Source organism: Pseudomonas sp. EA_65y_Pfl2_P78 (genome assembly GCF_963970495.1).
Lineage (GTDB): Bacteria > Pseudomonadota > Gammaproteobacteria > Pseudomonadales > Pseudomonadaceae > Aquipseudomonas > Aquipseudomonas baetica_A.
Genome location: NZ_CAXAON010000020.1, coordinates 1 through 13110, shown reverse-complemented (window position 1 = coordinate 13110; position 13110 = coordinate 1). Strand labels below are relative to the sequence as shown.

16 protein-coding genes are annotated in these 13110 nt (G+C 58.6%); 1 reads left to right on the top strand and 15 read right to left on the bottom strand.

Annotation, left to right across the window (positions count from 1 at the left end):
- Positions 1-37: 37 nt before the first annotated feature.
- The 15 genes from ispG to trmJ all read right to left on the bottom strand — a co-directional run bounded on the left by ispG (position 38) and on the right by trmJ (position 11990).
- On the bottom strand, positions 38-1147 hold the full coding sequence (gene ispG, locus AACY02_RS16305) for a flavodoxin-dependent (E)-4-hydroxy-3-methylbut-2-enyl-diphosphate synthase (protein ID WP_003227888.1): 1110 nt from the start codon (positions 1145-1147) through the stop codon (positions 38-40).
- 3 nt (positions 1148-1150) lie between these two features.
- Entirely contained in the window at positions 1151-2158 is a 1008-nt protein-coding gene (locus tag AACY02_RS16300; RefSeq protein ID WP_339432829.1) for a RodZ family helix-turn-helix domain-containing protein, read from the bottom strand.
- Positions 2158-2916, bottom strand: coding sequence for a type IV pilus biogenesis/stability protein PilW (gene pilW / locus AACY02_RS16295; protein WP_339432828.1), 759 nt, complete (start codon positions 2914-2916; stop codon positions 2158-2160). The genes AACY02_RS16300 and pilW overlap by 1 nt, the downstream gene beginning before the upstream one ends.
- Before the next feature lie 12 nt (positions 2917-2928).
- Complete coding sequence (gene rlmN / locus AACY02_RS16290) at positions 2929-4077, bottom strand: 23S rRNA (adenine(2503)-C(2))-methyltransferase RlmN (RefSeq protein ID WP_339432827.1); 1149 nt, start codon at positions 4075-4077, stop codon at positions 2929-2931.
- 28 nt (positions 4078-4105) lie between these two features.
- Positions 4106-4531 (bottom strand): nucleoside-diphosphate kinase, encoded by a 426-nt coding sequence (ndk, locus tag AACY02_RS16285; RefSeq protein ID WP_007916882.1) that lies wholly within the window; start codon positions 4529-4531, stop codon positions 4106-4108.
- A gap of 88 nt (positions 4532-4619) precedes the next feature.
- Entirely contained in the window at positions 4620-4820 is a 201-nt protein-coding gene (iscX, locus tag AACY02_RS16280) for a Fe-S cluster assembly protein IscX (RefSeq protein WP_339432826.1), read from the bottom strand.
- Between the two features lie 14 nt (positions 4821-4834).
- Positions 4835-5176, bottom strand: a complete 342-nt coding sequence (gene fdx / locus AACY02_RS16275; RefSeq protein ID WP_007916885.1) for an ISC system 2Fe-2S type ferredoxin — start codon at positions 5174-5176, stop codon at positions 4835-4837.
- Positions 5176-7041 (bottom strand): Fe-S protein assembly chaperone HscA, encoded by a 1866-nt coding sequence (gene hscA / locus AACY02_RS16270; protein WP_339432825.1) that lies wholly within the window; start codon positions 7039-7041, stop codon positions 5176-5178. Before hscA ends, fdx begins: the two co-directional genes overlap by 1 nt.
- A 51-nt stretch (positions 7042-7092) precedes the next feature.
- On the bottom strand, positions 7093-7614 hold the full coding sequence (hscB, locus tag AACY02_RS16265) for a co-chaperone HscB (RefSeq protein WP_008084660.1): 522 nt from the start codon (positions 7612-7614) through the stop codon (positions 7093-7095).
- A gap of 8 nt (positions 7615-7622) precedes the next feature.
- Positions 7623-7946, bottom strand: a complete 324-nt coding sequence (gene iscA / locus AACY02_RS16260) for an iron-sulfur cluster assembly protein IscA (RefSeq protein ID WP_003227904.1) — start codon at positions 7944-7946, stop codon at positions 7623-7625.
- Between the two features lie 34 nt (positions 7947-7980).
- Positions 7981-8367 carry a Fe-S cluster assembly scaffold IscU gene (gene iscU, locus AACY02_RS16255; protein WP_003227907.1) on the bottom strand — a complete coding sequence of 129 codons (387 nt, stop codon included), beginning with the start codon at positions 8365-8367 and terminating at the stop codon, positions 7981-7983.
- Between the two features lie 83 nt (positions 8368-8450).
- Positions 8451-9665 (bottom strand): IscS subfamily cysteine desulfurase, encoded by a 1215-nt coding sequence (locus AACY02_RS16250; RefSeq protein ID WP_221733371.1) that lies wholly within the window; start codon positions 9663-9665, stop codon positions 8451-8453.
- 50 nt (positions 9666-9715) lie between these two features.
- Positions 9716-10207, bottom strand: coding sequence for a Fe-S cluster assembly transcriptional regulator IscR (gene iscR, locus AACY02_RS16245; RefSeq protein ID WP_009045442.1), 492 nt, complete (start codon positions 10205-10207; stop codon positions 9716-9718).
- Between the two features lie 232 nt (positions 10208-10439).
- Complete coding sequence (cysE, locus tag AACY02_RS16240) at positions 10440-11216, bottom strand: serine O-acetyltransferase (RefSeq protein WP_339432824.1); 777 nt, start codon at positions 11214-11216, stop codon at positions 10440-10442.
- A 3-nt stretch (positions 11217-11219) separates the two neighbouring features.
- A complete protein-coding gene (gene trmJ / locus AACY02_RS16235) occupies positions 11220-11990 on the bottom strand; it encodes a tRNA (cytosine(32)/uridine(32)-2'-O)-methyltransferase TrmJ (RefSeq protein ID WP_339432823.1) in 771 nt (256 codons plus the stop codon).
- 145 nt (positions 11991-12135) lie between these two features.
- Here trmJ and suhB point away from each other — a divergent pair, with 145 nt between their 5' ends.
- Complete coding sequence (suhB, locus tag AACY02_RS16230; RefSeq protein WP_016773320.1) at positions 12136-12954, top strand: type III secretion system regulator SuhB; 819 nt, start codon at positions 12136-12138, stop codon at positions 12952-12954.
- The last annotated feature ends 156 nt before the right edge of the window (positions 12955-13110 follow it).

The following is a 13110-nucleotide window of genomic DNA, read 5'->3' as shown; positions in this document are numbered from 1 at the left end:
TTTAAATCCTTAAATTCGTTCGGCTCTACAGTCAGGCTCAACCGCGCGCGATAACCGCAGCGTCAGCTTCGACCTTCTCGGCCGCTTTCTGGCGGATCAGCTTTTCCAGCTCATCCACCAGATTGTCATTCGTCAGTTTCTGCGACGGTTTGCCGTCGATGTAAATCAGGTTTGGCGTGCCGCCGGTCAAGCCGATATGGGCTTCCTTGGCCTCGCCGGGGCCGTTGACCACGCAACCGATCACCGCGACATCCAGCGGCACCAGCAGGTCTTCAAGGCGCCCTTCCAGCTCGTTCATGGTCTTGACCACATCGAAGTTCTGCCGCGAGCAACTCGGGCAGGCGATGAAGTTGATTCCACGGGAACGCAGGTGCAAAGACTTGAGAATGTCGTAGCCGACCTTCACTTCCTCGACCGGGTCGGCCGCCAGCGAGATGCGGATAGTATCGCCAATCCCCTCGGCGAGCAGCATACCTAGGCCCACGGCGGATTTCACTGTACCCGAACGCAATCCACCCGCTTCGGTGATCCCCAGGTGCAGTGGCTGAACGATTTCTTTTGCCAGCAGACGGTAGGCCTCGACGGCCATGAATACGTCGGAGGCCTTCACGCTGACCTTGAAGTCCTGAAAATTCAGGCGTTCGAGGTGCTCGACGTGACGCAGCGCGGATTCAACCAGTGCAGCGGGGGTGGGCTCGCCGTATTTCTTTTGCAGGTCTTTTTCCAGGGAACCGGCGTTAACGCCGATGCGAATCGGGATCCCGCGGTCACGGGCGGCGTCAACCACCGCGCGCACGCGGTCTTCACGACCGATATTGCCCGGGTTGATACGCAGGCAGTCCACACCCAGTTCTGCCACGCGTAAAGCGATCTTGTAGTCGAAGTGGATGTCGGCAACCAGTGGCACCTTGACCAGTTGCTTGATCTTGCCGAACGCCTCGGCAGCGTCCATGTCTGGCACCGAGACGCGGACGATGTCGACGCCGGCAGCTTCAAGACGGTTGATTTGCGCAACGGTGGCCGCAACATCATTGGTGTCGCTGTTGGTCATGCTCTGCACAGCGATAGGCGCATCGCCGCCTACCGGTACGTTACCGACCCAGATCTTGCGCGAGACGCGACGTTTGATTGGTGATTCGCCGTGCATGACTTATTGACCCAACTTCAGGCGAGCAGTCTCGCCACTGGTGAACGGAGCGATATCGACCGGTTGGCCGTTGTAGCTGACCTGCGCGGCGCGGGCAACACCCAGGCGCACAGCAAGCGGCGGCTTGCCGGAAACAGATACGCTGTCGCCTTTATGCTTCAGACCACTGAACAGAACCTTGCCACGACCATCGGTCACTTGTGCCCAGCAATCGCCGGTGAACTGCAACTGCACCTGACCATCGCCGGCAACGGGGGCAGGCGTTTCCTGGGTCGGTGCAGGCGTTGCCAAGGCGACCGGTGCTGTGACAGTCGGCGCTGGCGTGGCCGGTACGCTGGGGGCCGGGGTCGCAACAACTGGCGCGGGCGCGGGCGCGGCCGGTTCAGTTGGAGCGGGTGCCGGGGCGGCGCCTTCAGGGCCGCTCGATTCGGCTGTGGTTTCCGACTGCGGTAGCGCCAGCGCGGTGGTGCCCTCGGCCTGACCTTGCGCAACAGCCTGGTCCTGCGGCTCGTCTATCGGGTGTATCTGGGTGGTGCCGTCGGCGCCTTCGACTTCAACGTGCTCCGATGCCAGGCTGGTCAATTCTTTGGTTCGCAGCGATGTCTGATCCTGCCACCAGACGAAACCACCGCCAATCACCGCGATCAGCAACAGCAGGCAGACGATACGCAAAATGGTGTGGGAAACCCGAACAGGCTCCTCGATACGGCCAAGGGCGTGTACGTTACTGCCTTGGGAGTCGGTGCCGGTGGACTGGTCGAATTGCTGGACCAGAACGGTCTGGTCCATGCCGAGCAATTTGGCATAAGCGCGAATGTAACCGCGTGCGAAGGTATGCCCCGGCAGCTTGTCGAAAGCGCCGGCTTCAAGATTGCTCAGGGAAGTCACAGTGAGGTTGAGCTTGAGGGCCACTTCGGCCAGCGACCAGCCATTGCTTTCGCGTGCCTGGCGCAGGGTCTCACCGGGGTTAACGCGATTCGCTGCTACAACTTCGGGATGCGCCGCTTTCATCATTGCTCCGACAGGTATTGCTGATATTCCGGCGTACCGGGATAGAGTCGTTTTAATTGCAGGCCGTAACTGGCTGCCTTGTCGCGATCTTCAAACACTTTAGCCAGCCGAACGCCAAGCAATAGACTACGTGCATTTTGATCGGTAAGCAGGCTGAAACGGTCGTAATAGTCACGTGCGGGCACATAATGCCTGTCTTCGAAGGACAACTCAGCCATTTCCAGCAATGCGCGCGGTTGTTGACGATTCAATCGCAGCGCCTTTTCCAAATGCTGCTGCGCCAGGTCACGCTCGCCGAGCTTCGATGCTGTCATGCCGAGGTTCTCGAACACACGCGAACGCTCAGGATACAGGGTATCGGCGGCTGCCTGTTCAAAACGCTCGTAGGCTTCTTTATATCGCTGCTCTTCGTAGAGAAAACTGCCGTAATTGTTGAGCGTTCGCGCATCACCCGGACGGGAGGACAACGCCTTGCGAAAATGCTCGTCAGCCAGTTTTGGCTCCATTTCAGCCTGAAATACCAGCCCGAGGGCAGCGTTGGCGTCAGGGTCCGAACTGTCGAGCTCCAGCGCTTTTTTCAGCGGCACTTTGGCCCGCTCGCTCATGCCTTGCTGCAAGTACCCCAACCCCAGTTGCACGTAGGCAGCTCGCGCTTCATCGCGGCCCTTGCTGGTCTTCATTGGGTTGTAGTCACCCGACAGGACACAACCAGCACACAGGCTGGCCAACAGCAACAGCAGCGCAAAGCGCAGGGACATAGAGATCCTCTCTTAGTTAGTGTTCGCGGCGTTCTGTGCCAGATCGCTGTCGGCGCTCAACTCACGCACGGCGATGTAACGTTCGCTGCGACGGGTGCGATCCAGCACCTGCCCTACCAATTGACCACATGCAGCGTCGATGTCTTCACCACGGGTGGTGCGGACAGTGACGTTGAAACCGGCCTGATGCAACTGATCCTGGAAGCGACGGATTGCGTTGTTGCTCGGCCGCTCGTACCCGGAATGCGGGAACGGGTTGAACGGAATCAGGTTGATCTTGCACGGAATGTTCTTCAGCAACTCGACCATCTCAACGGCGTGTTCAACCTTGTCGTTGATATCCTTGAGCAAGGTGTACTCGATGGTCAGCACACGCTTCTCGCCAAGGGCGGACATGTAGCGCTGGCACGACTCGAGCAGCATCTTAAGCGGATATTTCTTGTTGATCGGCACCAATTGGTTACGCAATGCGTCATTCGGTGCGTGCAGGGACAACGCCAGGGATACGTCGATGTGCTTGGCCAGCTCATCGATCATCGGCACCACACCCGACGTGGACAGGGTCACGCGGCGCTTGGAGATCCCGTAACCAAGGTCATCCATCATCAGATGCATGGCGGCGACGACGTTGTCGAAGTTCAACAGCGGCTCACCCATGCCCATCATCACCACGTTAGTGATGGCACGGTCGACGGTTGCCGGGACGCTGCCGAAAGATTTGTTGGCGATCCACACCTGGCCGATCACTTCGGCGGCGGTGAGGTTGCTGTTGAAGCCTTGCTTGCCGGTGGAGCAGAAACTGCAATCCAGGGCACAGCCTGCCTGGGACGAAACGCACAGAGTGCCGCGTTTGCCCTGGGGAATGTACACGGTCTCGACGCAGCTGCCGGACGCCACGCGCACCACCCACTTACGGGTGCCGTCGCTGGAGATATCCTCGCTGACCACTTCAGGACCACGGACTTCAGCAATAGCCTTGAGCTTGTCGCGCAAGGCCTTGCTGACGTTCGTCATGGCGTCGAAATCATCGACGCCAAAGTGGTGAATCCATTTCATTACCTGACCGGCACGGAAACGCTTCTCCCCGATTGAGTCGAAGAATTTTTCCATTTCCTGTTGAGTCAGACCCAGCAGGTTGGTTTTTACAGTCGATGTAGTCATGGATTCACCTTCACTCTTAAGCCAATGCTTAGCGAGTGGTTACTTCAGTAGCTGCGAAGAAGTACGAGATTTCACGAGCAGCTGCGGCTTCGGAGTCCGAACCGTGAACAGCGTTGGCGTCGATGGAATCAGCGAAGTCAGCGCGGATGGTACCGGCAGCAGCTTCTTTAGGGTTGGTAGCGCCCATCAGCTCACGGTTCAGAGCGATAGCGTTTTCGCCTTCCAGAACCTGAACAACAACCGGGCCGGAGATCATGAAAGCAACCAGGTCGCCGAAGAAACCACGAGCGCTGTGCTCAGCGTAGAAGCCTTCAGCTTCGGCTTTGGACAGTTGCTTCAGTTTCGAAGCTACAACGCGCAGGCCGGCTTTTTCGAAACGAGTGGTGATTTCGCCGATGACGTTTTTTGCAACAGCGTCAGGCTTGATGATGGAGAAAGTGCGTTGAACAGCCATGGTGTAACTCCAGAAACGGTAATTTGCGAAAAATTAAACCCGCGAATTATACGCGGGTTCTTGGGTATTGCCTAACCTGCGAGGACGATCAGTCTACTTCTTCGATCCAGAGCGCCTGAACCGCTTCCAACACCTTCTCGCCGACGCGGCCAGAGGTGTCGTCGAAGTCAGGCAATTCCTTGATCCATTGCTGCAGGTCGACGAAATTCACAGAAAGCGGATCTACATCCGGCTTGGCTTCGGCCAATTCTTCTGCAATGCGTTGAACATCATTCCAACCGTAGCTCATGACAGTCTTACCAGTCAGTGCGGCGCTTCGGCCGCATGGTTAAGCGAATATTTCGGAATCTCGACGGTGATGTCTTCTTCACCCACGATAGCCTGACAGGCCAGACGCGATTGCGCCTCCAGACCCCAGGCACGATCGAGGAAGTCCTCTTCCAGCTCGTCAGCCTCTTCCATCGAGTCAAAACCCTCGCGGATGATGCAGTGGCAAGTGGTGCAGGCGCAAACGCCGCCGCAGGCGCTTTCCATCTCGATATGGTGTTCGTGGGCCAGTTCGAGAATCGATGTGCCGGGCGCAGCCTCGACCACCATGCCTTCAGGGCAGAACTTCTCGTGGGGCAGAAAAATGACCTGCGGCATCAGATATCCTCGATTTCATTCAGGTTGCGCCCCGACAGAGCGGCTTTCACCGTCAAATCCATCCGGCGGGCAGCAAAGGCGTCGGTCACTTGCGACAGACGCTTGGTCTGCTGCTCGATGGCGTAACCATCGGTGCCTTTCATCAGTTCGGCCAGCTCCTGCACCTGCAGGTCGATGACCATGCGCTCTTCGGCGTCGAGCAAACGCTCGCCATCCACCTCAAGAGCGCCCTGCACAGCCTCGATCAGGCGCTGGGCATCCACCTGTTGCTCGCGCAGAACGCGGGCGACCTTATCGTCATTGGCGTGCTGGAACGAATCCTTGAGCATCTTGGCGATTTCGCCGTCGGTCAGACCGTAGGACGGCTTGACCTGAATGCTCGCTTCAACGCCCGACCCCAGTTCACGGGCAGAAACGCTGAGCAGTCCGTCGGCATCGACCTGGAAGGTCACGCGAATCTTCGCCGCACCGGCCACCATCGCCGGAATGCCGCGCAATTCGAAGCGCGCCAAGGAGCGGCAGTCGCTGATCAGCTCACGCTCACCCTGCAGCACATGGATCGCCATGGCCGACTGGCCGTCTTTATAAGTGGTGAAATCCTGTGCGCGTGCGACGGGGATGGTGGTGTTGCGCGGGATTACCTTCTCCATCAAGCCACCCATGGTTTCCAGCCCCAGGGACAGCGGAATCACGTCAAGCAGCAGCAGTTCGCCGCCATCGCGCTTGTTGCCAGCCAGGGTGTCGGCCTGGATCGCGGCACCAATGGCCACCACTTGATCCGGGTCGATTTGCGTCAATGGCTGACGACCGAAAGCTTCGGCGACCGCTTCGCGAACGCGTGGAACACGGGTCGAGCCACCGACCATGACCACGGCGTGTACGTCTTCCAGCTCAACACCGGAATCACGAACGGCGCGGCGGCATGCTTTCAGGCTGCGAGCGACCATCGGCTCGATCAGCGCATCGAAAGCTTCGCGGGTCAGCGGCGCTTTCCAGCCAGCGTAAGCCACTTCAACAGTCGCCGAGTCGGTCAGGGCTTCTTTGGCTGCGCAAGCAGTTTGCAGCAGATTACGTTGCGCGCCCGGATCGAGATCAGCGGACAAACCCGCACTCTCGATGATCCAGCCGGCAATCGCGTGATCGAAGTCGTCACCGCCCAGCGCGCTGTCGCCGCCAGTGGCCAAGACTTCGAAAACACCGCCGGTCAGACGCAAAATGGAAATATCGAAGGTGCCGCCGCCCAAGTCATAAATCGCGACCAGGCCCTCGGCGTGCTGATCCAGACCGTAAGCCACAGCGGCTGCGGTTGGCTCATTAAGCAGGCGCAGCACATTGAGGCCGGCGAGTTTCGCCGCATCCTTGGTGGCCTGACGCTGAGCATCATCGAAATACGCTGGCACGGTGATCACCGCCCCGACCAACTCGCCACCCAAGGTCGCTTCCGCACGCTGACGCAGCACCTTGAGGATATCGGCCGAGACCTCGACCGGGCTTTTCGGGCCTTGTACGGTATCGATGAACGGCATGTGCGATTCGCCGCCGACAAAGCGATAGGGCAGTTGCTCGCCCAATTGCTTGACGTCGGACAGACCACGCCCCATCAAGCGCTTGACCGACAGCACAGTGTTCAGGGGATCGGAGGCGGCGGCCAATTTGGCCGACTCGCCGACTTCGACGCGATCGGCGTGATAACGCACGGCGGACGGCAGGATGACCTGCCCGTCAGCGTCGGCCAGCGGCTCGGAAAGACCACTGCGCAACGCAGCGACCAGCGAATTGGTAGTGCCCAAGTCAATCCCCACAGCCAGACGACGCTGGTGCGGTTGAGGACTTTGGCCGGGTTCGGCGATCTGCAGTAGGGCCATCGTGATCAGGACTTATCTGTATATCAGGCGTGCGACCGGAGCGGCACTGGGTTAATCGTCGAGGCGCTCTTCTAACTGGCGCACTTCGTAGGTGAGCTTGTCGAGGAACTGCATGCGCCGCATCAGGCGTTCGGCCTGTTCGCGTTGCGCTGCATCATCCCAACAGGCTGCGAAGCTTTCATTGAGTTCTTCCTGAGCCACTTTCAGGCGACGCTTGAATACGGCGACACCGTCCAGGTCGGCGCTGTCCTGAAGGTCTTCGAGCTCTTCGCGCCATTGCATCTGCTGCAAAAGAAACTCGGGGTCGTGGACCGTGACCTCCATCGGCACTTCATGCCCACTGATGGTCAGCAGGTAGCGCGCACGCTGGGCCGGGCTCTTGAGCGTCTGATAAGCGTCATTCAGACGCGCAGACTGCTCAAGAGCCGACCGCTGCTCGCGCTCTGAAGCGTCGGCAAAGCGGTCAGGATGAACGCCGCGCGCCAACTCACGATAGCGCGTGGCCAACTGCTCGAGATCCAGACGGAAACTCGGTTGCAGCTCGAATAAAGCGAAATGACAAGGAATACCCACGACAAGCCTCAGATGTTGAAGCTTTCGCCGCAGCCACACTCGCCGCGCACGTTGGGGTTGTTGAACTTGAAGCCTTCGTTCAACCCTTCCTTGACGAAATCGAGCTCGGTGCCGTCCAGGTAGGCCAGGCTTTTGGGGTCGATAATCACTTTTTCACCGTGACTTTCGAACACCTGATCCTCTGCAACCACCTCGTCGACAAACTCCAGCACGTAGGCAAGGCCGGAACAACCTGTGGTGCGAACACCCAGACGAATCCCTTCACCTTTGCCGCGCCCGTCGAGGGAGCGCCGCACGTGTCGAGCAGCCGCTTCTGTCATGCTGATAGCCATCGGTGACTCCTTACTCGTCGCCAAATCCTGAAAGTCAGATCAAGCCTTTCTTCTGCTTGTAATCGCGAACGGCCGCTTTGATAGCGTCTTCAGCGAGTACCGAGCAGTGAATTTTCACTGGCGGCAGGGCCAGTTCTTCGGCCAACTGAGTGTTTTTGATGGTTTCCGCTTCGTCCAGGGTCTTGCCCTTCATCCACTCGGTAGCGAGGGAGCTGGAAGCGATGGCCGAACCGCAGCCATAGGTCTTGAACTTGGCGTCTTCAATCACACCCTGATCGTTGACCTTGATCTGCAGACGCATCACGTCGCCGCACGCCGGTGCGCCGACCATGCCAGTGCCGACATCCGGGTCTTCGGCATTCATCTTGCCGACGTTACGCGGGTTTTCGTAGTGGTCGATGACCTTTTCGCTGTAAGCCATGATTCTTAATCCTCACTCATCAGAGAGTCGCTCTTTATGCCCCACAACCTGAGTTGACAGGGCCGGTTCGCGGCGACTTGAAATCAGTGTGCCGCCCACTCGATTTTCGAAATGTCGACACCGTCTTTGTACATGTCCCACAGCGGCGACAGAGCGCGCAGCTTGGTAACGGCCTCGCAGACTTTCTGCGCGGCGTAGTCGATTTCTTCTTCGGTGGTGAAACGGCCGAAGGTGAAGCGGATCGAGCTGTGCGCCAGTTCGTCGTTGCGGCCCAGAGCGCGCAGTACGTACGAAGGCTCAAGCGATGCCGAGGTGCAGGCCGAACCGGACGAAACCGCCAGATCCTTGAGCGCCATGATCAGCGATTCGCCTTCAACGTAGTTGAAGCTCAGGTTCAGGTTGTGCGGAACGCGGGCAGTCAGACTGCCGTTTACGTACAGCTCTTCCAGATGCTCGACCTGCTTGTAGAAACGATCGCTCAAGGCTTTGATACGAACGTTTTCAGCAACCATGTCTTCCTTGGCCACACGGAACGCTTCGCCCATGCCGACGATCTGGTGAGTCGCCAGAGTGCCGGAACGCATGCCGCGCTCGTGACCGCCGCCGTGCATGGTCGCTTCGATGCGCACACGCGGCTTGCGGCTGACGTACAGCGCGCCAATGCCTTTAGGGCCATAGGTTTTGTGGGCCGAGAACGACATCATGTCGACTTTCAGCTTCTGCAGGTCGATCTCGACCTTGCCAGTGGACTGAGCGGCGTCAACGTGGAACAGGATGCCTTTCGAACGAAGCAGTTCGCCGATGGCAGCGATGTCGTTGACGGTGCCGATTTCGTTGTTTACGTGCATGATCGACACGAGGATGGTGTCTTCGCGCAGCGCGGCGTCGATCATCTCAGGAGTGATCAGACCGTCAGTCTGAGGATCGAGGTAGGTCACTTCGAAACCTTCACGCTCCAGTTGGCGCATGGTGTCGAGGACAGCCTTGTGCTCAATTTTGGAGGTGATCAGGTGCTTGCCCTTGGAGGCGTAGAAATGTGCCGCGCCCTTGATTGCCAGGTTATCGGACTCGGTAGCACCGGAAGTCCAGACGATTTCGCGCGGGTCGGCGTTGACCAGGTCGGCCACCTGACGACGGGCATTTTCGACGGACTCTTCAGCCTTCCAGCCGAACACATGGGAACGGGACGCCGGGTTACCGAAGTTTCCGTCGACCAGCAGGCATTCACTCATCTTTTGCGCAACGCGCGGATCGACCGGGGTGGTCGCAGAGTAATCAAGGTAAATCGGCAATTTCATGGACTATCTCCTAAATCAGGCTGGCTGGCGTGCCGCTAGCTCTTTGGCTGTCATTCGACGGCGGACGCTTCAATCTTGTCCAGGTGCTGCGCCTTGCCATTGCAACGACGCTGATCCTGACGCTGGGCTACTTCTTGCACCTCACGGCGAGTCACAAGGTCAGCCAAGCTGATACCGCTCAGAAACTCGTGAATCTGCAGGCTCAGGTCGCACCACAGATGATGGGTCAGACAGGTGTCACCGGAATGGCAATCGCCCTGGCCCTGGCACTTGGTAGCATCGACCGACTCGTTCACCGCATCGATCACCTGAGCAACCTGAATGCCCTGCATGTCGCGGGACAACTGGTAGCCACCGCCCGGACCGCGAACACTGGAAACCAGGTTACTGCGGCGCAGCTTGGCAAAAAGCTGTTCGAGGTAGGACAGGGAGATGCCTTGGCGCTCGGAGATATCGGCCAGAGACACGGGCCCGTGCTGCGCGTGCAACGCCAGGTCGAGCATGGCGGTCACGGCGTATCGGCCTTTTGTAGTCAGTCGCATGGACAGTTACCACGGAGTTCAGAATGGGCGGGAGTATGCAATTCCCGAGCATTTAAGTCAACTATAAGACCTAGTGCTTTAGTCGGGTTTACCCGCAAAAGAGCGCGCGCATCATAGCAAAGGCTGGTGGCGCACAGCCAGACATACCGCGTTATCGTTCTTCGCGAGCGAGACCACCCCCACAAGGGAATGCATTCCAATGCTGGCCTGCTCGCGAAGAATACGACGCGGTTTAGCTCGCCTGACTCTGATCCTTGCCTTTGACGCAGGCAAAGTCTTCTTCACGCAGCTCAGGCAGATCTTTCGCACAGTAACTACTGCCCAGATCCTTCAGCGCGCCGCACATCCCCTCCAGTCGCCCATCCACCGCTTGCAGGTGATCAAGCAACTGACCGATGGCACGCGCCACCGGGTCAGGCATGTCCTCACTGACACCATAGGCATCGAAGCCGATCTTCTCGGCCATGGCCTTGCGTTTGGCGTCCTGCTCCTCATCGGATTTGACGATGATTCGCCCAGGAATCCCCACAACCGTGGCGCCCGGCGGCACTTCTTTGGTTACCACGGCATTGGAGCCGACCTTGGCACCAGCGCCGACCGTGAATGGACCAAGCACCTTGGCGCCTGCCCCCACCACAACGCCATCACCCAACGTCGGATGGCGCTTGCCTTTATTCCAACTGGTGCCACCCAGGGTCACGCCCTGATAAATGGTCACGTCATCGCCAATCTCGGCGGTTTCACCGATGACAATGCCCATGCCGTGATCGATAAAGAAGCGTCGACCGACTTTCGCCCCCGGATGAATCTCGATCCCGGTCAACCAGCGACCAAAGTTCGACACCAGACGCGCCAGCCATTTCAGATCATGGCGCCAGAGCATCCCGGCCAATCGGTGAATCCAGATCGCATGCATCCCGGGGTAGCAGGTCAGGACTTCAAAAGCGTTACGCGCCGCCGGGTCTCGATGGAACACACTTTGGATATCTTCACGCAAACGCTCAAACATCATTTAGTCCTTCCGCTTAAGAAGCTCACCACGGGCCGCTTTTTGGGTTTCCGTGAAAATGCCACGCAAAATATTCATTTCCGCCCGGCTGACCGAGCTGCGTCCGTACAACCGGCGCAGGCGCGCCATCAAGTGCCGTGGTTTTTCCGGATCAAGGAATTCGATGGCGACCAGCGTCTGTTCCAGATGCTCATAGAATCGCTCCAACTCATCCATGGTCGCCAGTTCGGCACTTTTCACCGAGGCCACTTCTTCTTTCTCGATCTTGCTCGGCTGACCCTGTGCGGCCAGCCAGGCCATGCGCACTTCATAACTCAACACCTGCACCGCCGCGCCGAGGTTCAGCGAACTGAACTCCGGATCGGAGGGGATGTGCACGTGAAAGTGACATCGCTGCAACTCTTCATTGGTCAGGCCGGAATCTTCACGACCGAACACCAGAGCGATTTCGGCACCCTGCCCGGCCTCCTCAACCACTTTGGTGCCGCATTCGCGCGGATCCAGCAGTGGCCACGGAATGCGTCGATCACGAGCACTGGTGCCGAGCACCAGATTGCAGCCGACCAAGGCATCTTCCAAAGTGGCGACGACTTGCGCGTTTTCAAGAATGTCACCGGCACCGGAAGCACGAGCATCGGCTTCGTGGTGCGGGAACAGCCGCGGCTCAACCAGCACCAATCGCGACAGACCCATGTTTTTCATGGCGCGCGCAGCCCCGCCGATGTTGCCGGGGTGGCTGGTATTGACCAGGACGACACGAATGTTCTGCAGCAAGGGAGGCGCTCTCGGACACAGGGAAGGGGTGCAAATCTTACAGAACAGCCTACCGTTAAGCTATGAAAGCGAACAGCGTCCTTCACCTGAAGAAAAGTTCTGATAGAATGCGCGGCTTTCTTTAACAACCTTAGGTGACACATCCATGCAGCCCATGCTGAATATCGCGCTGCGCGCCGCCCGCAGCGCCAGTGAACTGATCTTCCGCTCCATCGAGCGCCTGGATACCATCAAGGTCGACGAAAAAGACGCCAAGGATTATGTATCTGAGGTTGACCGTGCCGCCGAACAGAAAATCATCGACGCCCTGCGCAAGGCTTACCCGAATCACTCGATCCAGGGTGAAGAAACTGGCCTGCACGCCGGCACCGGCATCGAAGGCGAAGAATACCTGTGGATCATTGACCCACTGGACGGCACCACCAACTTCCTGCGCGGCATTCCTCACTTTGCCGTCAGCATCGCCTGCAAATATCGCGGTCGCCTGGAACACGCAGTGGTTCTGGACCCGGTTCGCCAGGAAGAATTCACCGCCAGCCGTGGTCGCGGCGCTCAACTGAACGGTCGTCGCCTGCGCGTCAGCGGTCGTACCAGCCTCGACGGCGCCCTGCTGGGCACCGGCTTCCCGTTCCGGGACGACCAGATGGACAACCTCGACAACTACCTGGGCATGTTCCGCGCTCTGGTGGGTCAAACTGCCGGCATCCGCCGCGCTGGTTCGGCGAGCCTGGACCTGGCTTACGTCGCTGCCGGTCGTTTCGATGCATTCTGGGAGTCGGGCCTGTCCGAGTGGGACATGGCTGCAGGCGCCCTGCTGATTCAAGAAGCCGGCGGTTTGGTGAGCGACTTCACCGGCGGTCACGATTTCCTTGAAAAAGGCCACATCGTTGCCGGCAACACCAAGTGCTTCAAGGCAGTTCTGACGGCGATCCAGCCGCACCTGCCGGCTTCGCTGAAGCGCTAAGCTTTTAGCGAAACGCAAAAAGCACCCTTCGCAGACTGTGTGAAAACCTAGCAATCTGCGCAGCGCTCAATGAAAATGCTCCGTATCGAAAGATACGGAGCATTTTTCGTTATGGCTTACATCCAAGGAGAGTCTCGCAGCCAGACCAGCCTGTTT